The sequence below is a fragment of the Collinsella aerofaciens genome (assembly GCF_964283865.1).
Taxonomy (GTDB): domain Bacteria; phylum Actinomycetota; class Coriobacteriia; order Coriobacteriales; family Coriobacteriaceae; genus Collinsella.
The window spans coordinates 1-22,791 of sequence record NZ_CAXYLS010000002.1 but is presented as its reverse complement, the minus strand read 5'-3'; the positions used below and the strand labels follow the sequence as shown (position 1 = coordinate 22,791).

The window sequence follows — 22,791 nt, the reverse complement described above, 5'->3', positions numbered from 1 at the left end:
CCATTGTAGCGAGCGGGTAGAGCGCAACAATATCGACATGCAAACGTTTCGGGCAGCGGTAGCAACAGCCCCCCGAGGGGCCATAACAAATCGTTGCACAACAAAAAAAAGGGGGGCCGATGCCGCCGCACCGGACCCCGTCCCAAACTCTTATAGAAAACGATCTGGAAGATTACTCCTCCAAGCCGTCCTCCCCAGAAGCCTTCTTCTGCTGATCGAGCTTATGCTTACCACTTACGATAGACGTAGCGCCCAGTGTGGCCAAGCTTGCACTGGCAAGGCTCGCCATCACAATCAGATCGCCCGTCTTGGGCATGTTGCCGCCCGAGGACTTGGTAGTTGTAGTCGTCGTGGTCGTGGTGGTCACCGTTTTGGAGTCATTTTGCTCTTGGACCTGGTTGTCAGCACCGCTCTTGTCGTCGTCTTCGGACTGTTTCTTTTCGCCCTCGGCCTTGCTCTTGTCCTTCTCCTCAGATTCAGACTTCTTATCCTCGTCCTTCTTCTGTTCGGACTTGTCGCTCTTCTCCTCAGAGCTAGAACCCTTATCGGATTCGGTCTTCTCGGAAGCCTTGTCCTTGGAGTCGCCCTTTGCGGCTTCGATCTTTTCCGTGGAAACCTGATCAGAGTTGCCCTTGTTCTGGGTCGAGCCGTTATTGACGCCAGCCATCAGCGAAGAGCCCAGCGTAGAACCAAGCTGCTCGGAGAAAGAAGGCTTCTTGTCCGGCGAAGCAACGGGAACGTCCGGCGCCTTATTCGAGTCATCCTTGGAAGCATCGGAACCAGGGTTTGCGTCAGAGCCGGAGCCGTTGTTAGAGCCGGTGCCAACGGACGAATCGATCGAGCCGGTGGATGGGTTAGAGGTGCCAGCGCCGGTCGAACCAGAAGCGTCGCTGTCCGTATTGCCGGCAGAGCTTGAAGACGAATCGCCCGCAGCAGAGCCGTTTGAATCGGAGCCGTTCGAGGTGGAGCCGTTGTTGGTAGTGCCATCAGCAGAGCCATCACCGTCAGCACCGGTCGAGGGCGCATCCATCCTGTCATCGTTGGCATCGTCGCTCGAGTCGTCATTCGAATCAGGCGTCGGCGAGGGCGCCGGCGTAGGTTCGGGCTGCACGGGCGTCGCAGCGGCAGCGGCCTCGTCCTCGGCGATATAAACCAAACAGTCCTTCAGCTCGTTGCGGTAGCGGTTCTTCCAGCCCTCATGATACTGGGGCTGGCTCGAATACTTGGTCGCCACGTTATTGACCACACTGTTGGAAAGCGCCGTCACAAACTCGCGATCAGTCATACTGTTAGAAAGGTTTGCCCAACGGAAGAAGTCCCTGCAACCACCGGTGCCGCACATGTTGGTGATGCTCCACACCATGCCCTTAACGCAATCGGCACGGCCCGAAATATCAATGCCCAGGCCGCTCTTGAGCCACGCCTCGGTCACCGCATAGTACGAGTTGTACGCATACGCATCCTGCAGAGCCGAGAACTCAACAGGGTCGGTGTTATAAGCACCTTGGAAAGCCTCCTGCGCAATACGGCCCAACTCGGTGAGCTGGCCGTTCTCGTACATGGCATTGCTCGTGTTGGAAATCTCGCTGCCGCGATCAATCGCATCCTTGAGCATGCTGTATTTTTCGTGGTTGTAGTTGTAGGCCTGCTTCATAAACGGAATGAGCGACCATCGACGGTCGAACTGGTAATAACCCAGCGCGTTATAGCCGTCGCCATACGAAAAGCCCTGGTTATAGTTGCCATGGCTCTCGTACTTGGTAAAGTACTTCATCTCGGGGGTCACGTTAACAAACGAAACGCCCTGGACCGACCTCAGCACGCCCGAGAAGGACTGCTGGGTATAGAGACCCTTATCGATATCGGTCGCATCCGAGGCAACGCCCGGCGTGGGCTCCTCGGCAGCGGCGGGTGCCGGCACGGAAACGGCGCCAAACGAAAGCGCCAGCGTCAGGCCCGCGACAATAGCAGAATGCTTGCGCTGCATAAGATCCTCCCTGCATTGGTGTAGTTAAAGTGCAGTTTGCAAAGATAGAATTAAGTATTGCAGCTCACCCGTTGTTGCACAACAACCCCTCGGTAAACGGCAACAACCCTCCGCGAAATCTTAAGGAATTGCGCTAAACCTACAGCTTGATGTTGAAGTTGACTTCGGGGACGGCTGCCAGGTCTGCCAGCGTCACGCCGTCGACGTACTTTTCGATCACGTCGTCCAGCCCGCGCCAGAACTTGACGGTCGAGCAAAGATCGCTGCGGGTGCAGCTGTTGTCGATGCCATCGCACGCCACCGGAGCCGTGCTGCCCTCAACGGCACGCAGGATGTCGCCGGCACGCACCTCGGCCGGGTCCTTGGCCATCATGTAGCCGCCGCCCTTACCGCGCACGCTCTTTAGCAGGTTCGCCTTCATAAGCGGACGAACCAGCTGCTCCAAATACTTTTGCGAGATATGCTCGCGGTCGGCGACCTCGCGCAGGGCGATCTTGCCCTCGACGTCGCCAAGCGCTGCGATATAGATCATCAGTCGGAGGGCATAGCGGCCCTTAGAAGAAATGAGCATACCTACCCTCCCGTTGTTCCTGGGACAAAACCACCAGGGGCATTTGTCCCAAATCTTATGCACGCGGGGCAAACAAACCTGATTATTATGTCCCGCATCTAAAAAGTCGAGTGGATTAGTCGGGTTTTCCCTTGACTAACGCCGAACCCATAGTAACTTTATTCCGAGAAGATTCCTAGGGTTTAGTACACCTATGAGTACACCATAAACAGAGAGGGACAGCATGAGCGCAAATCCGCTGCTTTCCATCGAAGGTCTCACCGCCTCCGTGGACGAGAAGACCATCCTCCACAACGTCAACCTCAACGTCGCCGCCGGCGAGACCCACGTGCTGATGGGACCCAACGGCGCCGGCAAGTCCACCCTCGGCCACCTGGTCATGGGCGACCCCGTCTATACCGTCAACGACGGCCGCATCGTCTTTGATGGCCAGGACATCACCGATCTCACCACCGACAAGCGTTCCCGCGCCGGCCTGTTCCTGAGCTTCCAGGCCCCGGTCGAGATCCCCGGCGTGCCGCTGTCGAGCTTTTTGCGCGCCAGCATCGCCGGCCGCCCCGGCCTGGAGATGAAGGGCAAGGAGTTCCGCCGTCGCGTCAAGGAGCTCGCGGCCGAGCTCAACATGGATACCGCCTATCTCAACCGTGAGCTGGGCGTGGGCTTCTCGGGCGGCGAGAAAAAGAAGGTCGAGATGCTCCAGCTTCTGCTGCTGCAGCCCAAGCTCGCCATCCTGGACGAAACCGACTCCGGCCTGGACGTCGACGCGCTTTCCACCGTCAGCCATGGCATGGACGCCTACCGCAAGAGCTGTGACGGCTCCATGCTCATCATCACGCACAACACGCGCATCCTGGAGCACCTGGATGTCGACCGCGTCCACGTTATGGTCAAGGGCCATATCGTGCGCGAGGACGACGCCTCGCTGATCCCCTGGATCGACAAGAACGGTTTTGAGACCTTCGAGCGCGAGGCCGCCGAGCAGCGCGCCCAGGCCGAGGCCGCCGCTGCCGAGCAGCAGGCGTAAAGGGGCGACGCAATGACCAAGAACCGCACCGAGGTCGCGGACATCGACCGCAGCCTCTACGACTTCACCTATGGCGAGGAGGGATTCGAGCGCCTCGACGCCGGCATCACGCCCGACATCGTGCGCGAGATCAGCGCCAAGAAGGACGAGCCGCAGTGGATGCTCGACCTGCGCCTCAAGTCCCTCGAGATCTTCAACCGCTTCCCCGACCCGACGTGGGGCCCCTCCATCGAGGGCCTGGACATGGACAACATCGTCACCTACGTCAAACCCAACACCGACCAAAAGCACGACTGGGAGTCTGTGCCCGACGACATCAAGAGCACCTTTGAGCGCCTGGGCATCCCCGAGGCCGAGCGTAGCTACCTGGCGGGCGTCGGCGCGCAGTACGACTCCGAGCTCGTCTACCACAACATGCAGGACACGGCGTCCAAGATGGGCATCGTCTACTCCGGCATTGAGGAGGCCTTGCACGACCCGCAGTGGGAGCCGCTCATCCACGAGAAGTTTATGACGCTCATCCCGCCCACCGACCACAAGTTTGCGGCCCTGCACGGCGCCGTGTGGTCGGGCGGCTCATTTGTCTACGTGCCCAAGGGCACCAAGCTCGATTTTCCGCTGCAGAGCTACTTCCGCCTTAACGCCAAGGGCGCCGGCCAGTTTGAGCACACGCTCATCATCGTCGAGGACGATGCCGACCTGCACTTTATCGAGGGTTGCTCCGCGCCCAAGTACAACGTGGCCAACCTCCACGCCGGCGCTGTCGAGCTGTTTGTGGGCAAGCGCGCACACCTGCGCTACTCGACCATCGAGAACTGGTCCAAGAACATGTACAACCTCAACACCAAGCGTGCGCGCGTGGACGAGGACGGCGACATCGAGTGGATCAGCGGTTCCTTCGGCAGCCACGTGGGCTACCTCTACCCCATGAGCGTGCTCAACGGTCGCCGCGCCCGCTCGAGCTTTACCGGCATCACCTTTGCCGGCGCCGGCCAGAACCTCGATACCGGCTGCAAGGTCGTGCTCAACGCGCCCGAGACCTCGGCAACCGTCGAGACCAAGGGCATCTCCAAGAGCGGCGGCATCCAGACGTTCCGCAGCTCTATCGTTGCCACGCCCAAGGCTGAGGGGTCTAAGGCAACCGTGAGCTGCCAGTCGCTCATGCTCGACGACCAGAGCCGCTCCGACACCATCCCGGCCATGGACATCCGCGCCAAGAACGTCGACATCGGTCACGAAGCAACCATCGGCCGCATCGGCGACGACAAGGTGTTCTACCTGATGAGCCGCGGTATCTCGGAGGAAGAGGCCCGCACCATGATCGTCAACGGCTTTGCCAACCCGGTCTCCAAGGAGCTGCCGTTGGAGTACGCCGTCGAGATGAACAACCTGATCAAGCTCGAGATGGAAGGAGCGATCGGATAATGAAACAGACCACGAACACCGCTGCAACCACGCTCGAGCAAGTTAATGCGATGCCTGCCGCCACTTGGGGTTGGCTGCGCATGAACCAGACCAAGCTTGAGCTTTCTGACGAACTTACCGTCGCTCCTGCCGAGGCCGTCGAGGTCGAGGGGCTGGACGAGCAGTTCCGCGGCGCTGCCGACGCGTTTAATGCCGCCATGGACGCCATGGCCGAGCGCTTCCCCGAGCGCCGCGCCTCCGCCCCCGGCGACGCCGCCGACCGCGCCCGCATCACGCCCGAGACTGAGCTCGACGTGCCCGCAACCTCCGTCTACCAGGCCGGCGCCATCAAGCTCGAAGAGGAGTTCTCCCCTGCCGAGGCCTTCGAGACCGGCATGGGCGAGGCTGCCTACACCTATCTGGCTGATCACGCCACCAAGCGCATCATCATCGACGTGCCCGCGTACCAGCACGCCACGGTTACCGTGCGTGTGAGCGGTGTCGATGCCGCCGCGGCCATCGCCGCCATCGACGTCGTCGCTCGCCCGCAGGCAACGCTCGACCTGCATATTGCCCTAGACTCTCCTGTTACCGGCGAGGGTGTCGTGGGCTCCGTGCTACGCGTGTGCGCCCACGAGTACGCCACCGTCAACGTGACCTGCACGCAGACACTCGACGACAGCTGGATCGCACTCGACGACACCGGCCTGTTCCTGGACGAGGGCGCGCGCGTCAACGTGCAGCACACCGTCCTGGGTGCCGGCGCCAGCGCCACCGGCCTTGCCGGCGACCTGCTGGGCGACACCGCCAAGGTGACCATCGATACCGATTACCTGGGCGCCCGCGAGCAGGTGCGCGACTTTAACTACGAGCTGCGCCACCGCGGTCGCAAGACCGAGTGCGAGATCGACGCCAACGGCGTGCTGACCGGCACGTCCAAGAAGGTCTACCGTGGCACCATCGACCTCGTGCACGGCTGCAAGGGTGCAACCGGCACCGAACGCGAGACGGTGCTTTTGGCCAACAAGGGCGTCGACAACAAGACCGTTCCCGTCATTCTCTGTGACGAGGACGACGTCGCCGGCAACCACGGCGCCACCATCGGTCACGTCCGCGACGAGCAGCTGTTCTACCTCGCCTGCCGTGGCCTTGACCAAAACGCCGCCGAGGACCTGTTCATCCGCGCCAAGCTGGAGGACGCCGCGCTTTCCGCCACCGACGAGCGCACCCGCGCCGCCGTCGTCCGCCTAGGCAACAACCTGATCGACAACTTTGAAGAGGAGCTCGCATGATCGACACCGAGCACGTTAAATGCGATACCTGTACTGCCCCCGAGCCCATGGAGCTCGACGCCAGCGACGAGGCTTCGCGCTGCTGGCCCACCGTGGACATCGAGACCAACCCCTACAAGGGCCAGTTCCCGCTGTTCCAGCAGCACCCCGAGATCGCCTTCCTCGATAGCGCCGCCACCGCGCAGCGCCCTGCCTGCGTGCTCGACGCCGAGCGCGACTTCTATCAGCGCATGAACGCCAACCCCCTGCGTGGCCTGTACTCGCTGTCCGTCGAGGCCACCGAGGCCATCGCGAAGGTCCGCCAGCAGATCGCCGACCTCATCGGCGCTCCCCAGGCCAACGAGGTCGTCTTCACTCGCAACACGAGCGAGTCGCTCAACCTGGTCGCCAAGAGCTTTGCACCCACGGTGCTCGAGCCCGGTGACGAGGTCGTCATCACCATCATGGAGCACCACTCCAACCTAATCCCGTGGCAGCAGGTCTGCCGCAAGACCGGCGCCAAGCTCGTCTACCTCTACCCCACCAAGACCGGCCAGCTCACCACCGAGGAGGTTCTTGCCAAGGTGGGTCCCAAGACCAAGATCCTGGCCGTGGGACAGGTCTCCAACGTGTTGGGCGTCGAGAACCCAGTCAAGAACCTCGGCAAGCTCGTGCACAAGTACGGCGGCTACCTGGTCGTCGACGGTGCGCAGTCGCTGCCGCACATGCCGGTCGATGTGGCCGACCTGGGCGCCGACTTCTTTGCCTTTAGCGCGCACAAGGCCATGGGCCCCATGGGCATCGGCGTGCTGTGGGGCAAGATGGACCTGTTGAACGCCATGCCGCCAGTGCTTACCGGCGGTGAGATGATCGATTCGGTCACCGAGCAGGACGCCGTCTGGGCGCCCGTTCCCGAGAAATTCGAGGCCGGCACGCAGGACGCCGCCGGCATCTTCGCCACGGGTGCGGCACTCGACTACCTGGTCAACACCGTGGGTTACGAGAACATCCAGGCCCGCGAGCAGGCACTCGTCCACTATCTGATGGGCGAGCTCATGCAGCTCGACTTTGTCCAGATCATCGGCTCCATCTATTGGGACAACCACCACGGCGTTGTGAGCTTTAACGTCAAGGGCATCCACCCGCACGACGTCGCGAGCATCATGGACATGGACGGCGTCTGCATACGCGCCGGCCACCACTGCGCGCAGCCGCTGCTCACCTGGCTGGGCGTCGAGAACCTTGCCTGCTGCCGCGCCAGCGTGGCCTTCTACAACGACAAGGCCGACATCGACAAGTTCATCGCCGGCCTGCATCACGTTTGGAGCACGTTCAATGGGTAATCTGTACACCTCCACCACATTTATGGAGCACAACTCGCACCCCGACTATAAGTATGAGATGGATGCTCCCACGCACGAGCACGACGGCATCAACCCCAGCTGCGGCGACGAGCTCACCTTGCAGCTGCGCGTCGAGAACGGCGTGATCGAGGAGGCCTCCTTTACCGGCCACGGCTGCGCCATCAGTCAGGCCAGCGCCGACATCATGGCCGACCTCATCACCGGCGAGACCGTCGAGGAAGCTCGCCGCCTAGCAGAGCTCTTCCTCGCCATGATCCGCGGCGAGCAGCTCTCCGAGGAGGACCTGGAAGACCTGGACGAAGCCGCCCAGCTCCAGGACATCTCGCACATGCCCGCCCGCGTCAAATGCGCCGAGCTCGCCTGGCGCACCCTCGACGGCATGCTCGAGGGGCAAACAAACCAGTAGTTTATGCCCCGAATCCAAGTTTTTTGATTGCCGAGCCGCCCGATACGGGCGGCTCTGTTTTTACCTAATGAGCGCGAACGCACAAAGTCCGCGCGTCCGGCGCCCCGTCTGACATTTGCCACACAGCCAGACGCGAGCACGGGCGTTTTCCACAGCACCAAAGGCCTGCGGCAGGGCCCCGGGCCCGCCAAGCAATGCGCCAAGCCCCGTTCCGCGAAGCTCCGACTCGCTTCGCGCCTGCCGCAGACGGGTCCCATAGGGAGCGGCGTGCATTTTTGCGAGTATTCAGCACGCCAAGCTGTGTGTATACGCATCGAAAGCGTTAATCAATGTCTTTAGGCGCATATATATTGTGTTTTAGAACAAGCATCGCGGTCTGACGGGACGCAGGCACGTGCTTCGGGGGCGCAACGGCAGGAATCAATAGCTTCGGGACCCGTATGTTGCAAGATTGCGGCGGTGCCGACAGCAACACGATGCTGAAAACTCCGTTATTTGCACGGCGCAGACGGGGGTAGGCACGGGCAAACCCGGACCGAGCCGTTATTTTATGCAAGATGGCGATTTTTCTATGCATATTTAGAAGTGCAGTTACCGTACCAGGCTTTTAGAACAATGGTCGTGGCATATGGGCGACCCCAGCTGCGGTGAACAGGCAGTCCTACGCCACGTTTCGGCCAGTCTGCACCGCCGTTCGTGCACAGGCACGCACGATACGAGAAACGGTACTTTTGCCAATCCCCGTATATCGCTCAATCTGACGCACCGTAAAACCGGCATCGTGCAATCCAAGAATGACGATATTGCGCTGCGCCGACGGCGCGGCTTTAACCCCGTGGAGCGGAACCCCGAGCCCCTTCGCCAACTTTTCGGCAAAGGCATGCCGCTCCCACTCCGTCTCTTCCAGAACGGGCATCGCTGGATCGCAGCCGTCGGGCGTCGAAAGCGAATGGGCAATAAAGTCCTCGGCAGAACCAAAGAGCTCAAGCACGCAAGAAGGATCAGAAAATCCCCTCGCGACATCAGGCACGTCACCGTCGTAAGCGCACAAATGCTCCGCAAAGCTGCTCCAGGGATAACGCTCGATTAGGCTAACGCCCGCCTCCTGCGGATCGGCGTGAACGGAGCGAATAGCCTCCATCACCTGCCAGTCGGTATCGAGCGAGCGCCGGTCAAAACGGTTCTGGAACAGATGCCCTGTGCGCCCCGTGCGTTTATTGAACCGCCGCGCGTACGTCAAAAGCAGCCGGTGCATCGCCGCGCTCATCGCGTCCTCGTAATCTGCAAGCACCAGACGCACGTGATTGCCCATAAGGCACCAGGCGATAACCGTCACGCCCGCCTTGCGGCAGCACTCACGCATCAGCTCCAAGAACTCCCACCGGTCTTCATCGCCCTCAAAGATGAGCTGCTTGCCCGTACCGCGGGCACAGACATGGTAAAAGCCGGTAACCGTTCTCCAAACGCGCTGCATGGCGCTCCCTTCGCCGGGATCTGCTTGCCATCCAATACAGCACGATTGAAGCGTGCCATCAAAACATTCACGCAAAACAATTCGCTCACGCGGCCAAAGGCAGTAAACAGGCGGCGAACGGCACCGTTGCAACAGGTCAACCCCTGCAACGCTTGCAAGAGCGGACCAAAAGCTTGCCCAAGACGGACCCCCTCTACGGAAGTTCGCGACCACAGACCATAGAGTTAAACCGTTTCAATTAAAACTTCCGGACTTCTCGCTACGAAAACTGAGCCGTTCGCCGAATATTCCGTGCATTTCGCGGTATTATAGGGGCTGCATGTCATGTCCCTTTCGAAGGGTCGCCCGGCAATCGCCAGCCACGACCCCTAGACGGGACGCCAACACGATAGAGAGGAGAGGCATGCAGTACTCACAGGAAGTGGAGAACATGTGCCCCGTTGCCAAGGGTGCATACCACGGCCCCGCACCCATCCCCGAGGAGGGCAAGTGGGTCCAGGCTAAGGAGATTTCCGACATCTCCGGTCTTACGCACGGTGTGGGTTGGTGCGCACCTCAGCAGGGCGCCTGCAAGCTCACGCTGAACGTCAAGGACGGCATCATCGAGGAGGCCCTCGTTGAGACCATCGGCTGCTCGGGTATGACCCACTCTGCCGCCATGGCTTCCGAGATCCTTCCCGGTAAGACCATCCTCGAGGCCCTCAACACCGACCTCGTCTGCGACGCCATCAACGTTGCTATGCGCGAGATCTTCCTGCAGATCGTTTACGGCCGCAGCCAGACCGCGTTCTCCGAGGGCGGCCTGCCCGTGGGCGCCTCCCTCGACGACCTCGGCAAGGGCCTTCGCTCTCAGGTCGGCACCATGTTCGGCACCAAGGCCAAGGGCGCTCGTTACCTCGAGCTCGCTCAGGGCTACGTCACCCGCATGGCTCTCAACGACAAGAACGAGATCATCGCATTCGAGTTCCTGAACCTCGGCAAGTTCACCGACGCCGTCAAGGCCGGCAAGACCCCCGAGGAGGCCATCGCTGGCGCTATGGGCCACTATGGTCAGTGGGAGAACGCTGCCAAGTACATCGACCCGCGCACCGACGAGGAGACTCACTCCGTCGCCAGCGTGTTCCCGGTTCACGAGTAGAAAGGGAGGGAAATAACTATGACTGTTACGTTCGAAGGTTACGAGCGCCGCGCTGACAAGATCAACAAGTGCCTCGCCGACAACGGCATCGCCTCCCTCGAGGAAGCTCTGCAGATCTGCACCGACAAGGGCTTCAACCCGCGTGAGATCGTCAACAACACCCAGTCCATCGCCTTCCAGAACGCCGAGTGGGCCTACACCCTCGGATGCGCTCTCGCTGTCAAGCGTGGCGCCAAGTCCGCTTCTGAGGCTGCCGCTATCATCGGCGAGGGCATCCAGGCCTTCACCGTTCCCGGCTCCGTCGCCGAGGACCGCAAGGTCGGTCTGGGCCACGGCAACCTGGGCGCTATGCTGCTCTCCGACGACACCGAGTGCTTCGCCTTCCTGGCCGGTCACGAGTCCTTCGCTGCCGCTGAGGGTGCTATCGGCCTGGCTCTGAACGCCAACAAGGCTCGCAAGAAGCCGCTGCGCGTCATCCTCAACGGTCTGGGCAAGGACGCTGCTCAGATCATCGCCCGCATCAACGGCTTCACCTACGTGAAGACCCAGTTCGACTACTTCACGGGCGAGCTCAAGGTCGTCGAGACCATCCCCTACTCCGATGGTCCCCGCGCCGCCGTCAACTGCTACGGCGCCGACGACGTCCGCGAGGGCGTTGCCATCATGTGGCACGAGAACGTCGACATCTCGATCACCGGTAACTCCACCAACCCCACGCGCTTCCAGCACCCCGTCGCTGGCACCTACAAGAAGGAGCGCCTCGAGGCTGGCAAGAAGTACTTCTCTGTCGCTTCTGGTGGCGGCACTGGCCGTACCCTGCACCCGGACAACATGGGCGCCGGCCCTGCCTCTTACGGCATGACCGACACCATGGGCCGCATGCACTCCGACGCCCAGTTCGCCGGTTCTTCCTCCGTGCCTGCGCACGTCGACATGATGGGTCTCATCGGCATGGGCAACAACCCCATGGTCGGTGCCACCGTCGCCTGCGCTGTCGCCGTCGAGGAGGCCCTCAAGGCCTAATCGCGCCCGCGCGATGCTCATATAGCTGAGCTTTGGAGCCGCTACCCACCCGGGTAGCGGCTCTTTTTGTTTGCGCTGTCGCAGGGTAGCTAATGCCGATATATCAGTTGGGGCGAAATACTAGATGTGATGAGATGGAGCGTCAGAGCGTCCATGACGCCCACCTGCCATATTTGCCCTTTACCGATTTGCCGAGTTTTTGCGGCCCCATTGCCGATCACCCGTGCGACAATGCGCCGGACGAGAAAGGAATCCGATGGAATCGACTGATGTACTGGTAATTGGATCTGGCATTGCGGGCCTTTGCGCCGCCATCGAAGCGGCACGCACGGGTGCAACCGTCACTGTGGCAAGCGCCGGCAAGACTATGAGTGGATCGAGCTTCTTCCCCGGAACCTGGGGCCTAGGGCTTATCGGACCCGTTAACGAAGACGACGAGCAGGACCTCATCGACACCATCCTGGCCGTCGGCGGCGGCGTTGCCGACCCCGAACTCGTCCAAGCGTTCGTCCACGGCATTCCCCAAGCGATTGACTGGCTCGAGCAAGACCTGGGCGTTGAGCTCCAGCGTCCGCAAAGCGCCAAGAGTGCTCAACAAAAGCAATTTATCCCCTGCTTTGACCACAAGACGCGCATGTGGCGCGGCCTCACCCGCAAGCCCCTTGAGGACGCTCTGACGACCTGGATCGAGTCGCTCGGCATTCGCCTGCTCCCCCGCCATGAGCTTATCGACCTTGTTGAGGACACGAACGGCAGAATAACCGGAACCGTGCTCTACGACCTCACCGAAAATCGAATCGTGCCCTTTGCTGCCAAGGCCACGATCATCGCAGCCGGTGGCACAGGCGGCCTGTTTGAGCGCAGCCTTACGTCGGCCGATGTGCTCAGCTCCTCGCAGGCCATCGCACTCGCGCACGGCGCATCGCTTACTAATATAGAGTTCATGCAGATGATGCCCGGCTTCATCGAGCCCAAGCGCAACCTGGTCTTCAACGAGAAAACCTGGCGCTACGTACATGTAGACCAGCCGGCAGATATTGCCGACGACAAGCTGGACGACCTGCTCGAGCAGCGCTCTGGATATGGTCCCTTCACGTCACGCTTGGCCTCCCGCGCTATCGATCTCGTCATCGATCAGGCAGGTGTCAAAGGCCTGGCACTCCACTACGACTTCCCCCGCGAGGATGTCCCAGAGTTTGTGCAGACCTTTGCCACCTGGCTGCAAGACGAGCACGGCATCGCGCCGACCGACGAGATGCGCGTTGCGATGTATGCCCACGCCGCTAACGGCGGCATCAAGATCGATAAGACCGCGCACACGGGCGTTGAGGGCCTCTACGCTTGCGGCGAGGCGACAGGCGGCATGCACGGCGCCGACCGCATTGGTGGCTTGTCAAGCGCCAACGGCATCGTATTCGGACGTATCGCGGGCGCATCGGCAGCCCTCACAGCGCAGAAAGAGCCTGAAGTGGCCCTGAAGGCGGATATCACCCTCCCCCAGTGCGGCATTGCCACAACAGATGCCGATCGCCTGACACACAGCCTTAGGCACACGATGAGCACCTTTTGCATGATCAACAGGACCGAAACAGGCCTATCCGAGGCCCTGCAACAGCTTGAAAGTCTGCAAGACAAGACCATGGCGCTGAGCAAGCCGCATGCCGATGACAGCGAGATCGCAGCCCTCGCCCGCCTACAGTCGCAGATTCGACTAGCACAGGAAATGGTCAAAGCCATGCGCAAGCGAACTGAAAGTCTCGGGTCGCACTATCGAGCGGATTAAACCGGACACCTATCTAAAGCAGAACACAACCAATCGATATCCATGGGCCCCGTGAGCTCGAAGCAGCACGGGGCCCATTCGTGTCCGCACGACAGCGTATCCTTATTCTGAATACAGAGCGGACAAAGCCCGCATAGAAAATAGACCAGCGAGGAGGAGATATGGACAGTAGAGATATCGAGAAGTGGCGTATCGAACTTGATAGCTACGCCAATGTGGAAGACGGCGTTGAGTATTGGCTCGCACGCGATTTAATGGAACCCATGGGGTACACTCGATGGGAGAACTTCGCCGAAGTTGTTAAGAGGGCAAAAGTCTCATGCGAAACAAACAAAACTCCAGTTGATTCCCATTTTCGTGACACCACGAAAATGGTAACTGCCGGTGTCGCCGCTCGCGCGGTTAAAGACTACAAACTTACGCGCTATGCATGCTATTTAATCGCACAGAACGGAGATTCAAACAAGCCAGAGATCGCGCTCGCCCAGGCATACTTTGCCGTGCAGACGCGCCGCCAAGAGCTCATAGAGCAGCGCTTCGCAGAGATTCAGCGCTTGCAGGCGCGTCACTCGCTATCCGATTCAGAGAAACAGCTCTCGGGTATTGCGTTCAAACGCGGCGTGGACTCCAAAGGATTCGCGATCATCAAGTCGAAGGGCGATGAGGCGTTATTCGGCGGCAGAAGCACGGCGGAAATGAAGCAGCAGCTCGGCGTACCCAAGAGAGCGGCATTGGCGGACAGGTTAGCCGATGTCCTCATCAAAGCAAAGGACCTTACGAACTCGATGACGGCCTTCAACGCCGAGGAACACGACCTGTACGGCCTGGACCAGATCAAGCAAGAGCACGTCGAGAACAACACAAGCGTGCGTGGCAGCCTCATCGACCGCGGAATTGTCCCCGAGAACCTACCGCCTGCCGAGGATACAAAAAAGCTCGAGCGTCGCGTGAAGACAGACGAGAAGAAACTCAAGGAGGGTACTGACGGTTTTACCGATCCCCAGGGTAGGCTCGATCTGTGAAAGCGGCTGTGCCCTTTCGGGTTCGACCCCATGCGAGGTCAACAAAAAACGACCAGCCTGAGCCAGTCGCTTTAACAATCTTTGGGTGGGCCGTCAGGGGGTCAGCCTGCTGCGCAGGCGGTCGCTGCGGCGTTTCGCGCCTTGCGCGCTGCGCTGGCAAATGCTTACGCATTTCCTCAGCTCCGCGCCCCGACGGGTTCGACCCCATGTGAGGTTAACAAAAAAGCGACCAGCCTAAGCCAGTCGCTTTAACATGCTTTGGGTGGGCCGTCAGGGGGTCGAACCCTGGACCTTGGGATTAAGAGTCCCCTGCTCTACCAACTGAGCTAACGACCCAAAGCTAAAGTCCGTTGTGGCGAACTTTAGAGGAGATATCGTGTGGTGGGCCGTCAGGGGGTCGAACCCTGGACCTTGGGATTAAGAGTCCCCTGCTCTACCAACTGAGCTAACGACCCGATATCAACACGAAGCAAGAACTGGGGTGGGTAAAGGGACTCGAACCCTCGACCTACGGGACCACAACCCGTCGCTCTAGCCAACTGAGCTACACCCACCGTGTCCTGTGCGCTTCGCGCTCGACTATTATTGCAAGGAACGCCACGCGATGCAAGCCCCAATTTTCAAGAATTTTGAAAAGAGTTTTTCGAGACCATTTCGAGCAAATCCCACCGGTTTCATAGGAGTAAACTTGCCCCACTGCAAATCCTCGAAAGGACCGTCATGAAAGAACTCTCCAACCGCACGGCAAGATTTACCGATTCGGTCATCCGCCGCATGACACGCATCTCCAATAAGTACGGAGCTGTCAATCTCTCGCAGGGCTTCCCCGACTTCGATCCCCCGGCGCAGCTGCTCAACAGCCTGAGCGCCATCGCCAGCGACCCCAAGCCGCTCTATCACCAGTACTCCATCACCTGGGGCTCCCAGGCCATGCGCGAGGCGCTCGCAGCAAAGCAGGAGCACTTTATGGGCATGCCGGTCGACCCCAACCAGAATATCGTGGTCACCTGCGGCTCCACCGAGGCCATGATGGCCGCCATGATGACGGTCACGAACCCCGGCGACAAGGTCGTCATCTTCTCGCCGTTCTACGAGAACTACGGCGCCGACACGATCCTTTCGGGTGCCGAGCCCATCTACGTGCCGCTCAACCCACCCACATTCGACTTTGACCGCAAGACACTCGAGGCGGCCTTCCGCGACAACGACCCCAAGGCCATCGTCCTGTGCAACCCGTCCAACCCCTGTGGCAAGGTCTTTACGCGCGAGGAGCTCACCTTTATCGCTGACCTCTGCAAAAAGTACGACGCCTACTGCATTACCGACGAAGTCTATGAGCACATCGTCTATGCGCCCCACGAGCATGTCTATATGGCCACGCTGCCCGGCATGTTCGAGCGAACCATCAGCTGCAGCTCGTTGTCCAAGACCTACTCCATCACCGGTTGGCGCCTGGGCTACACCATCGCTCCCGCCGAAATCACCGAGCGCATTAAAAAGGTCCACGACTTCCTCACCGTGGGCGCCGCCGCTCCCCTGCAAGAGGCCGTCGTCACCGCCCTCAACTTCGACGACAGTTATTACCAGGAGGTCCTCGACCTCTACACCGCCAAGCGCGACCTATTCTGTCAGGGACTCGACAGCATCGGCCTCACGCACAACGTGCCGCAGGGCGCCTACTACGTGATGATGGACATCTCTGAGTTTTGCTATGACAGCGACCTCGAATTCTGCGAGGACCTCGCATCCAAGGTGGGCGTGGGCGCCGTGCCCGGCTCGAGCTTCTTCCGCGAGCCCGTCAACCATCTGATTCGTTTCCACTTTGCCAAGCGGGATGAGACGCTTAACGCGGCACTGGAGAACCTCAAGTCGCTACGTGATAAAATCAAGCCGCGCGGGTAAGGACGGCCCGGCAACTAAAGCAACCAAAGAAGCCCCGCACCGCCCGCCACGTTGCGAGGCTTCTTCTTTTTATAGCGCTTTCTTAAATGGTTTAGAGCCCTATACTTTAGTCACGGAGCAACTCGTCCCAGAGAGAGGAATACTATGGCAGAACAGCAGCTTATCGGAGCGCTCGAGGCCGGCGGCACCAAGATGGTCTGCGCCACGGGCTATGCAGACGGTACGGTCCTGGAGCGTGAGCAGATCGCGACCACGACCCCGCAGGAGACCGTTGAGGCCGTCAATGCATGGTTTGCGAACAAGGGCATCGCCGCGCTGGGCATCGGCGCCTTTGGACCCACCGCAGTCAACCCTGCCTCGCCCCAATACGGCAAGATCCTGGAGACGCCCAAAACGGCATGGCGCTACTTCGACCTGCTGGGCACCATCCAAAACGAGCTCAATATCCCCTGCGGCTACGACACCGACGTCAACGTCGCCTGCCTGGGCGAGGTCACCTTTGGTTGCGCCCAGGGCCTCACTGACGTTGTGTATCTGACCATCGGCACCGGCGTGGGCGCCGGCGTGCTCTCGGGCGGTAAGCTCGTACACGGCATGATGCATCCCGAGGCCGGCCACATCCTGGTCACGCGCGACCCGCGCGACACCATTGGCGAGCACAGCGCCTGCCCCTTCCACGACAATTGCCTCGAGGGTCTCATCGCCGGCCCCGGCGTTAAAAAGCGCTGGGATGGCAAGAGCGCCGGAGACATGGCCGATGACCCGGAGGCCATGGACCTGCTCGCAGGCTATCTGGCACAGGCGCTCATGACCTACACGCTGTGCTACGCGCCGCAAAAGATCATCATCGGTGGCGGCGTGGCCGACCACACCCCCATCGTGCCGCTCGCGCGCAAGAAGTGCGCCGAGATGCTCAACGGTTATATCGTCACGCCCGAGGTCAACGACATCGATACCTATATTGTCAACAACAGCCTTGAGGGCAAGCAGGGCATCATGGGCTGCCTGGCCCTGGGCGCGCAGGCGCTTCAGTAACAGACGCACCCACAGGGCGTGGCGCGCCCGGCAAATCCAACCTACGGAACGACGCCACCACGCCCTATATAAGCCCTCTAATAAAAAAGGCCGCCTAGCACCAAGCATACGTCCTAGGCGGCCTTTTTGGCACATATGAGCGATCGTAGTAGATATCGGAGCACAACGCCCGTTGCCGCTCCACAGCAGTCGATCATCACATCGGTGATCATGCCGGCGCGTCCCGGCACAAAGAGCTGAATCGTCTCGTCGATCGAAGGAATCAGCAGCAGGAACACCGCCGTGGGCAGCAGCACGTCAAAGGTGCGCCGGCCCTCAAAATCAAAGGCGTGCGTTGCCAAGATGCCGAGCACCATATACTCGGTAAAATGCGCGCACTTGCGAACAACAAAGTTGGTCACCCATTCATATGGAAGTCCCACGCCGTGCAGGAAACCGCGGATAGCTTCCATGACCGTTAGGCTCAGCGAGCCCGACCCCGAGCCGGGAACCAGCGAATTGCCCCAGATCAAGAGCGCCATCAGGCAGGTCACGACCGCCCATTTTCGATTGATCTTAACCATGCAGAAGTTATGCCTCCGCGCGGAGCGGCGCGAAGCTGGCGGTACCGCCCTCGATAACGCTCAGGTAGGCACGGCCCGTACGCTTGGCGGTAGAGGACTGCAGGCGCTCGATCTCCTCCTCGAGGATCTGATTGACGCGCTCGTGACGACGGTTTTCCATAATGCCGGCGGCAATAGCCTCGGCCCGCTCGATGCTCTCGCGCGAGATACGGGCAGTATCCTCGGGGAACACAGCGCTGTGACGGCCGACATAGGCGGGGGCAGCAGGCTGAGGGGCAGCGACGGGAGCGGGGGCTGCAACAGGAGCAGGCTCGTCAATCTCATCCAGAATCGCGGTGGCGGCGGCCCACATGTCCTCGTGGCCCGAGTAATCGGCCATGGGGACATCAACCTCGAGTGAGGCATCCGGAAGGTCGCCGGTGTCGATGCGATCTTGGGCATCAATCGATGCGGTGATGGCTGCAGGCTCATCGAGGTCATCGAAATCGATATCCGCGGCACCGGAGATGATAGGCATGCTGGCGAGGTTTACATTGTACGGCGCAGCCTCAGCCGCCTGCTGCTGGGCAGGAGCGCCCCACAGCGAGCTTTCGGCGGCACGGCGGGCGGCAACGGCCTCCTCGTCCGCAGTCATGGCTTCATCAACGTACGAATTGTCGGCAGAAGCGTTCGCGTCCGCCGAGGTAGCGCTGTAGGCGTTATTGGCTGCCGCGTTGGCGACGAGTGCCACGAAAGCCGCCGTGCTGCCCGCAGGGGCGGCCTGGGAGCCAGACACGGCGCGTGCCGCGGCGGCGATGTCGTCGCGATTGAAGGAGCCGGTCTGCCCGCCGTTGGTGAGCTCGTCGATGGCGACTTGATAGACGTCGCGCGAGTGTGCAGGGTCGCAGCTCACCGGCGAATCGTCGTCAAGCATACTGTCGATCATGGACCAAGCCTCGTCCTCGTCCATAGCATCTGCGGCTCGAGCGATGGTAGGGACACCATCATCGGCATGACGGCGCTGGAACGCACCAGTCAGGCCGGAAAGGAATGCCGAGGTAGACTGCTCCGCCTGAGCCTGAGAATCAGAAGCCGCAGCGTAAGGAGTCGCATCCTGCTGCTGAGCTGAAATCGAGGCGGTCTTGAACTCGCTTTGATGCTGATTGAGATTGGCGGCACCGCCCATGGCATCGGGCTGGAACAGACGCTCTTCACGCTGCGCACGATACTCGGAGATACCCAGCGAGGCGGCATAGATGCCCACGCCCGCCACCGCGCCCACGGCGAAGGGAACCGCACCCGCCACGACCGTCTCGTTCACAGACGAAAACGGCAGCGTCGCGGCATACATAACCACGGGAGCGGCAAGGCCGATCCCGCACGAAAGTCCGGCAAGGACTGCTCGTTGTGTTGCATCAGAAGAAGCCATGAGCTCTCCCCATCTTCCAGCACCCAAATCGCATCATTCAGTTGGCTGCGCGAGAGAAGATGAAGCGGGGCTATGCCCCAAAGCAACGGTATATGGTTCGTTTCATCTGCGTTATCCGTCGCGAAGCTTAAAAGCTATTATGCGAAACCGCCCTGTCGATTGCAAGCGACGATGTCGGATTGAAACGGGAAACCTGCTGCTTGCCAGTCTTATGGTCAAAAATAAGCGCGGAGCGGCGATATAGAAAAGGGCCGAGGCTCAAAGCCCCGACCCTTTATTGCATTGATGACTATCGCTGCGTGTGGATGACAACCTAGAACGTCTGCTCGTAGTCGCTGTGCTTTTTGGCCGAACGCACCAGGAACTCCTGGTTGGTGTTGGTGCCCTTAAGACCCTTGATAAACGACGCAGCTGCGCGCTCGGTGTTGTTCATGCCGGCAAGAATGCGACGCAGGCCAAAGACAAACGGACGCATCTGCTCGTCAACCAACAGGTCCTCGTTACGCGTACCGGAGGCAACGGGGTCGATAGCCGGGAAGATGCGGCGGTCGGCCAGGTCGCGGTCGAGCTTGAGCTCCATGTTGCCGGTGCCCTTGAACTCCTCAAAGATGACCTCGTCCATCTTGGAGCCGGTGTCGATGAGGGCAGAGGCCAGGATGGTGAGCGAGCCACCGTTCTCGATATTGCGGGCTGCGCCCAGGAAGCGCTTGGGCGGATACAGTGCCGCCGAATCGACGCCGCCCGAAAGGATGCGGCCTGAGGCGGGCGCCGCCAAGTTGTAGGCGCGGGCAAGACGCGTGATGGAGTCGAGCACCACCACGACATCGCCGCCCAGCTCCACGATGCGCTTGGCGCGCTCGATGACGAGCTCTGCCACACGAGTGTGGTTGTCGGCGGGCATATCGAAGGTCGACGCCACAACCTCGCCCTTGATGGAACGCTGCATATCGGTGACCTCTTCGGGGCGCTCGTCGACGAGCAGGCAGATGAGGTGCACCTCGGGGTTGTTAATCGAGATAGACTGGCAGATCTTCTTGAGGATTGTGGTCTTGCCGGCCTTGGGCGGGGACACGATCAAGCCACGCTGACCCTTGCCGATCGGCGACACGATGTCGATGGCGCGACCGGTAATGGAGTCCTTGCCATGCTCCATGCGCAGCGGCTCGTTGGGATAGACCGGGGTGAGGTCACCGAACTTGGGGCGGTTGCGAATCTGCTCGGGGTCTAGACCGTTGACGGTCGTGATTTTGGCGAGGCCGGCGCGCTTGTCGCCGCCGCGCGAAGGACGAAGCGAGCCCTCGATGACGTCGCCCGTGCGCAGACGCGCGGAGCGGATGAGGTAGGCGGGCACGAAGGCGTCGTCGTTGGACTTCATGTAGCCATGGGCATGGATGATACCGGAGCTGTCCGGACGAATCTGCAGGATGCCCTTGATGTCGCGGAAGCCCTCGGCCTTCGCGGCGGTGACGTAGATCTCCTCGACGAGCTCGGCTTTCTTCTTGCCGGTCGTCTCAATCTCGAACTCCTTGGCCTTCTCGCGCAGCTCGGCGACCTTCATGGCCGCGAGCTCCTCGCGCGAAAGCGTGGGCTCGGTGGGAGCGGCATTACGCTCCTTGTTGCGCTGCTTGCGATCGCGCTGGCGGTTGCGGCGGTCGTTGTTGCGCTCGTCCTTGCGCTCGTTGCGCTCGTCGTTGCGCTTGTGCTGGCGACGGTTGGGGCGAGCGCCGTCTTCGGCCTCGGCGGGCGCGGCGCCATCGGTTGCGGCGGCATCGGCGTTAGCCGCAGTATCATCGCTGGCCTCGGCCTTGGAATCGCCCTGCAGCTCGGCCTCGGCCTGCTGCTCGGACGCCTTGGCCTTAGCGGACTTCTTACGACCGCGCTTGGGCTTCTCGGACGCAGACTGTTCGACGTCTTGGGGCTCGGCGGCATCAGTCGATGCATCGGCGGTCGTCTCGGCGGAATCCTCGGACGCACCCTTCTTGGCAGTCTTGGCCTTGGACGTGCGCTTAGCAGCAGTACGATGGCTGCGACCAGGACGGACGTCGGCGGGCTCGACATCGGCGGGAGCGGCCTCGGAAGTCGTAGCATCCTGGACGGGTGCATCGGCAGCGGTTGCAGACTCGGCGGTCGCCGCAGCATCCCGAGCGGCTGCAGCTGCGGCTGCGGCCTTCTCTGCCTCGACGAAGGCCTTGGGCTTGCGACCGCGACGGTGCGGGCGCAAAGCCGGATCGACAACGGGAACTTCGCTGGCCTCGACAGGCGCAGCGGACTCAGCAGGCGATGCGCCCTCCCCTGCCGCGGAACGAACCGAAGCCTCGGTGAGCTCGAGGGTTACCTGATCGGCAACCTGCTCGGCCTTAGCAGCCGTGCGACGGCGTGTGCGCGGTGCCGGCTTCTCGGTCGGCTGGTCGGCGGCAGGTGTCTCGGGCACAGACGGAGCTGCAAGCTCGGTCAGAGCCGCGGCCTCGCGCTCGGCAGCACGACGGCGGGCGCGCACCACCTGAGCCTCGCTAATCTGCGCCAACGCACGCGCCTGCGCGACCTCATCGGAAATCGGCTCCGAGGAGTCAGCTGCAACGGTGCGCTTGACGCGCGTCGTGCGCGTGGTACGGCGCTTGGGCTTGGTGACCCCCTCGCCGTCAGCAGCAGACTTGGCCGTGCGGCGCGTACGCTTGGGCTTTGCCGGAGCAGCCTCCTCACCAGTTACAGGCACGGCCTTCTCAGCCGCTGAAGGCGTAGGCGTCGAAGCAGCCTTAGGCGTCTCAGGAGCCGAGGCTTGCGCGGGCGCCGCGACCTGGTCCAACGCAACCGGTGCAGCGGGAGCGGCTTGCGTCGTCGTTATTTCGTTTTCTTGCTGTTGATCAGACACAGTGTTTGCTCAACTTTCTTTTCAAGCCCTGTGATCACATGCTCCCTGCATAAACCTTCAGGGCGGCTAAACAGTCTAGCTCCGTCAAATACCGACGGACATCATTGATCTGTATCGAGATGATTGCGTCAACTACGCAGCGTTAGTGTAACACAACCGCCGTCACCTGCAACTTAGTCATCGGGGACGTTCATAAACGACTAGTCAAAAGGGACACTCTTTGTTTGCCACCCACAAATCCGACTGCCTCCGCCAAAACTATGGCGGTTTACTACGATGAATCGCTCAACCGCGACCACTCCGAAACTTGTTGAACTAAAACCGCAGGTAGACGCCTTGCACTTTTTAGCAAAACGCCGGCGTGGTTAGAATTCCTCAATTCATCGTAGTAAACCGGCATAGTTTCGTATTTCCAGCAGTTCCAAATTCATCAATACGTCGGCGTTTGCGAAAAAAGCCCGACCTCCGTGTGAACTGCGTCCCAAATCTTGGACGCCCTAAATAGCGACTAGGCCGCGAGGGCCTGATTCCGGAACTCCTCCGGGGT

17 protein-coding genes and 3 tRNA genes are annotated in these 22,791 nt (G+C 60.8%); 11 read left to right on the top strand and 9 right to left on the bottom strand.

The genetic code is table 11. The features are described from left to right. Positions 1 to 172 precede the first annotated feature (172 nt). Both ACRX4W_RS01530 and ACRX4W_RS01525 read right to left on the bottom strand, forming a co-directional pair. Positions 173 to 1,987 (bottom strand): VgrG-related protein, encoded by a 1,815-nt coding sequence (locus ACRX4W_RS01530; RefSeq protein ID WP_432298953.1) that lies wholly within the window; start codon positions 1,985 to 1,987, stop codon positions 173 to 175. A 139-nt stretch (positions 1,988 to 2,126) separates the two neighbouring features. Continuing rightward, a complete protein-coding gene (locus ACRX4W_RS01525) occupies positions 2,127 to 2,558 on the bottom strand; it encodes an RrF2 family transcriptional regulator (RefSeq protein WP_432298952.1) in 432 nt (143 codons plus the stop codon). Between the two features lie 223 nt (positions 2,559 to 2,781). Between ACRX4W_RS01525 and sufC the strand changes: the two genes are divergently transcribed. The 5 genes from sufC to sufU are packed head-to-tail and all read left to right on the top strand — an operon-like array spanning position 2,782 to position 8,027. Beyond that, positions 2,782 to 3,582, top strand: coding sequence for a Fe-S cluster assembly ATPase SufC (sufC, locus tag ACRX4W_RS01520; RefSeq protein WP_117735618.1), 801 nt, complete (start codon positions 2,782 to 2,784; stop codon positions 3,580 to 3,582). A 12-nt stretch (positions 3,583 to 3,594) separates the two neighbouring features. Further along, entirely contained in the window at positions 3,595 to 5,007 is a 1,413-nt protein-coding gene (sufB, locus tag ACRX4W_RS01515) for a Fe-S cluster assembly protein SufB (protein WP_117848423.1), read from the top strand. Continuing rightward, positions 5,007 to 6,278 carry a SufB/SufD family protein gene (locus ACRX4W_RS01510; RefSeq protein WP_432298951.1) on the top strand — a complete coding sequence of 424 codons (1,272 nt, stop codon included), beginning with the start codon at positions 5,007 to 5,009 and terminating at the stop codon, positions 6,276 to 6,278. Before sufB ends, ACRX4W_RS01510 begins: the two co-directional genes overlap by 1 nt. Then, entirely contained in the window at positions 6,275 to 7,600 is a 1,326-nt protein-coding gene (locus tag ACRX4W_RS01505; protein ID WP_432298950.1) for an aminotransferase class V-fold PLP-dependent enzyme, read from the top strand. Before ACRX4W_RS01510 ends, ACRX4W_RS01505 begins: the two co-directional genes overlap by 4 nt. After that, positions 7,593 to 8,027: a Fe-S cluster assembly sulfur transfer protein SufU gene (sufU, locus tag ACRX4W_RS01500; RefSeq protein ID WP_432298949.1), complete on the top strand. Its 435-nt coding sequence runs from the start codon at positions 7,593 to 7,595 to the stop codon at positions 8,025 to 8,027. Before ACRX4W_RS01505 ends, sufU begins: the two co-directional genes overlap by 8 nt. Before the next feature lie 661 nt (positions 8,028 to 8,688). On the opposite strand, the gene ACRX4W_RS01495 is transcribed toward sufU, so the two are convergent. Further along, positions 8,689 to 9,501, bottom strand: coding sequence for a transposase (locus ACRX4W_RS01495; RefSeq protein ID WP_432298948.1), 813 nt, complete (start codon positions 9,499 to 9,501; stop codon positions 8,689 to 8,691). 403 nt (positions 9,502 to 9,904) lie between these two features. Between ACRX4W_RS01495 and ACRX4W_RS01490 the strand changes: the two genes are divergently transcribed. The 4 genes from ACRX4W_RS01490 to dinD all read left to right on the top strand — a co-directional run bounded on the left by ACRX4W_RS01490 (position 9,905) and on the right by dinD (position 14,467). Continuing rightward, positions 9,905 to 10,639 carry an iron-sulfur cluster assembly scaffold protein gene (locus ACRX4W_RS01490; protein ID WP_006235554.1) on the top strand — a complete coding sequence of 245 codons (735 nt, stop codon included), beginning with the start codon at positions 9,905 to 9,907 and terminating at the stop codon, positions 10,637 to 10,639. 18 nt (positions 10,640 to 10,657) lie between these two features. Further along, positions 10,658 to 11,662: a GGGtGRT protein gene (locus ACRX4W_RS01485; RefSeq protein WP_006235553.1), complete on the top strand. Its 1,005-nt coding sequence runs from the start codon at positions 10,658 to 10,660 to the stop codon at positions 11,660 to 11,662. Between the two features lie 256 nt (positions 11,663 to 11,918). Further along, complete coding sequence (locus ACRX4W_RS01480) at positions 11,919 to 13,445, top strand: FAD-dependent oxidoreductase (RefSeq protein ID WP_432298947.1); 1,527 nt, start codon at positions 11,919 to 11,921, stop codon at positions 13,443 to 13,445. A gap of 161 nt (positions 13,446 to 13,606) precedes the next feature. Then, entirely contained in the window at positions 13,607 to 14,467 is an 861-nt protein-coding gene (dinD, locus tag ACRX4W_RS01475; RefSeq protein ID WP_349091520.1) for a DNA damage-inducible protein D, read from the top strand. Between the two features lie 263 nt (positions 14,468 to 14,730). Here dinD and ACRX4W_RS01470 read toward each other — a convergent pair. The 3 genes from ACRX4W_RS01470 to ACRX4W_RS01460 all read right to left on the bottom strand — a co-directional run bounded on the left by ACRX4W_RS01470 (position 14,731) and on the right by ACRX4W_RS01460 (position 15,021). Beyond that, positions 14,731 to 14,803 (bottom strand) — tRNA-Lys (locus ACRX4W_RS01470). A 43-nt stretch (positions 14,804 to 14,846) separates the two neighbouring features. Next, positions 14,847 to 14,922: transfer RNA gene (locus tag ACRX4W_RS01465), tRNA-Lys, on the bottom strand. Positions 14,923 to 14,944: 22 nt separating this feature from the next. Continuing rightward, positions 14,945 to 15,021 (bottom strand) — tRNA-His (locus ACRX4W_RS01460). A gap of 166 nt (positions 15,022 to 15,187) precedes the next feature. On the opposite strand from ACRX4W_RS01460, the gene ACRX4W_RS01455 reads away from it, so the two are divergent. Together ACRX4W_RS01455 and ACRX4W_RS01450 are read left to right on the top strand one after the other, a co-directional pair. Further along, positions 15,188 to 16,369 carry a pyridoxal phosphate-dependent aminotransferase gene (locus ACRX4W_RS01455; RefSeq protein ID WP_432298946.1) on the top strand — a complete coding sequence of 394 codons (1,182 nt, stop codon included), beginning with the start codon at positions 15,188 to 15,190 and terminating at the stop codon, positions 16,367 to 16,369. A gap of 144 nt (positions 16,370 to 16,513) precedes the next feature. Then, positions 16,514 to 17,404 carry an ROK family protein gene (locus tag ACRX4W_RS01450; RefSeq protein WP_250787583.1) on the top strand — a complete coding sequence of 297 codons (891 nt, stop codon included), beginning with the start codon at positions 16,514 to 16,516 and terminating at the stop codon, positions 17,402 to 17,404. 113 nt (positions 17,405 to 17,517) lie between these two features. Here ACRX4W_RS01450 and ACRX4W_RS01445 read toward each other — a convergent pair whose 3' ends face one another. The 3 genes from ACRX4W_RS01445 to rho all read right to left on the bottom strand — a co-directional run bounded on the left by ACRX4W_RS01445 (position 17,518) and on the right by rho (position 22,244). Continuing rightward, positions 17,518 to 17,967 carry a VanZ family protein gene (locus ACRX4W_RS01445; protein ID WP_346978810.1) on the bottom strand — a complete coding sequence of 150 codons (450 nt, stop codon included), beginning with the start codon at positions 17,965 to 17,967 and terminating at the stop codon, positions 17,518 to 17,520. A 7-nt stretch (positions 17,968 to 17,974) separates the two neighbouring features. Continuing rightward, positions 17,975 to 19,375 carry a hypothetical protein gene (locus ACRX4W_RS01440; RefSeq protein ID WP_368145375.1) on the bottom strand — a complete coding sequence of 467 codons (1,401 nt, stop codon included), beginning with the start codon at positions 19,373 to 19,375 and terminating at the stop codon, positions 17,975 to 17,977. A 313-nt stretch (positions 19,376 to 19,688) separates the two neighbouring features. Then, on the bottom strand, positions 19,689 to 22,244 hold the full coding sequence (gene rho / locus ACRX4W_RS01435) for a transcription termination factor Rho (protein WP_432298945.1): 2,556 nt from the start codon (positions 22,242 to 22,244) through the stop codon (positions 19,689 to 19,691). Between the last annotated feature and the right edge of the window lie 547 nt (positions 22,245 to 22,791).

What these genes read in the sequence shown, in the direction of transcription:
- ACRX4W_RS01530 (WP_432298953.1), bottom strand. Translation starts at nt 1,987, where the DNA reads ATGCAGCGCAAGCATTCTGCTATTGTCGCGGGCCTGACGCTGGCGCTT.
- ACRX4W_RS01525 (WP_432298952.1), bottom strand. Translation starts at nt 2,558, where the DNA reads ATGCTCATTTCTTCTAAGGGCCGCTATGCCCTCCGACTGATGATCTAT.
- sufC (WP_117735618.1), top strand. Translation starts at nt 2,782, where the DNA reads ATGAGCGCAAATCCGCTGCTTTCCATCGAAGGTCTCACCGCCTCCGTG.
- sufB (WP_117848423.1), top strand. Translation starts at nt 3,595, where the DNA reads ATGACCAAGAACCGCACCGAGGTCGCGGACATCGACCGCAGCCTCTAC.
- ACRX4W_RS01510 (WP_432298951.1), top strand. Translation starts at nt 5,007, where the DNA reads ATGAAACAGACCACGAACACCGCTGCAACCACGCTCGAGCAAGTTAAT.
- ACRX4W_RS01505 (WP_432298950.1), top strand. Translation starts at nt 6,275, where the DNA reads ATGATCGACACCGAGCACGTTAAATGCGATACCTGTACTGCCCCCGAG.
- sufU (WP_432298949.1), top strand. Translation starts at nt 7,593, where the DNA reads ATGGGTAATCTGTACACCTCCACCACATTTATGGAGCACAACTCGCAC.
- ACRX4W_RS01495 (WP_432298948.1), bottom strand. Translation starts at nt 9,501, where the DNA reads ATGCAGCGCGTTTGGAGAACGGTTACCGGCTTTTACCATGTCTGTGCC.
- ACRX4W_RS01490 (WP_006235554.1), top strand. Translation starts at nt 9,905, where the DNA reads ATGCAGTACTCACAGGAAGTGGAGAACATGTGCCCCGTTGCCAAGGGT.
- ACRX4W_RS01485 (WP_006235553.1), top strand. Translation starts at nt 10,658, where the DNA reads ATGACTGTTACGTTCGAAGGTTACGAGCGCCGCGCTGACAAGATCAAC.
- ACRX4W_RS01480 (WP_432298947.1), top strand. Translation starts at nt 11,919, where the DNA reads ATGGAATCGACTGATGTACTGGTAATTGGATCTGGCATTGCGGGCCTT.
- dinD (WP_349091520.1), top strand. Translation starts at nt 13,607, where the DNA reads ATGGACAGTAGAGATATCGAGAAGTGGCGTATCGAACTTGATAGCTAC.
- ACRX4W_RS01455 (WP_432298946.1), top strand. Translation starts at nt 15,188, where the DNA reads ATGAAAGAACTCTCCAACCGCACGGCAAGATTTACCGATTCGGTCATC.
- ACRX4W_RS01450 (WP_250787583.1), top strand. Translation starts at nt 16,514, where the DNA reads ATGGCAGAACAGCAGCTTATCGGAGCGCTCGAGGCCGGCGGCACCAAG.
- ACRX4W_RS01445 (WP_346978810.1), bottom strand. Translation starts at nt 17,967, where the DNA reads ATGGTTAAGATCAATCGAAAATGGGCGGTCGTGACCTGCCTGATGGCG.
- ACRX4W_RS01440 (WP_368145375.1), bottom strand. Translation starts at nt 19,375, where the DNA reads ATGGCTTCTTCTGATGCAACACAACGAGCAGTCCTTGCCGGACTTTCG.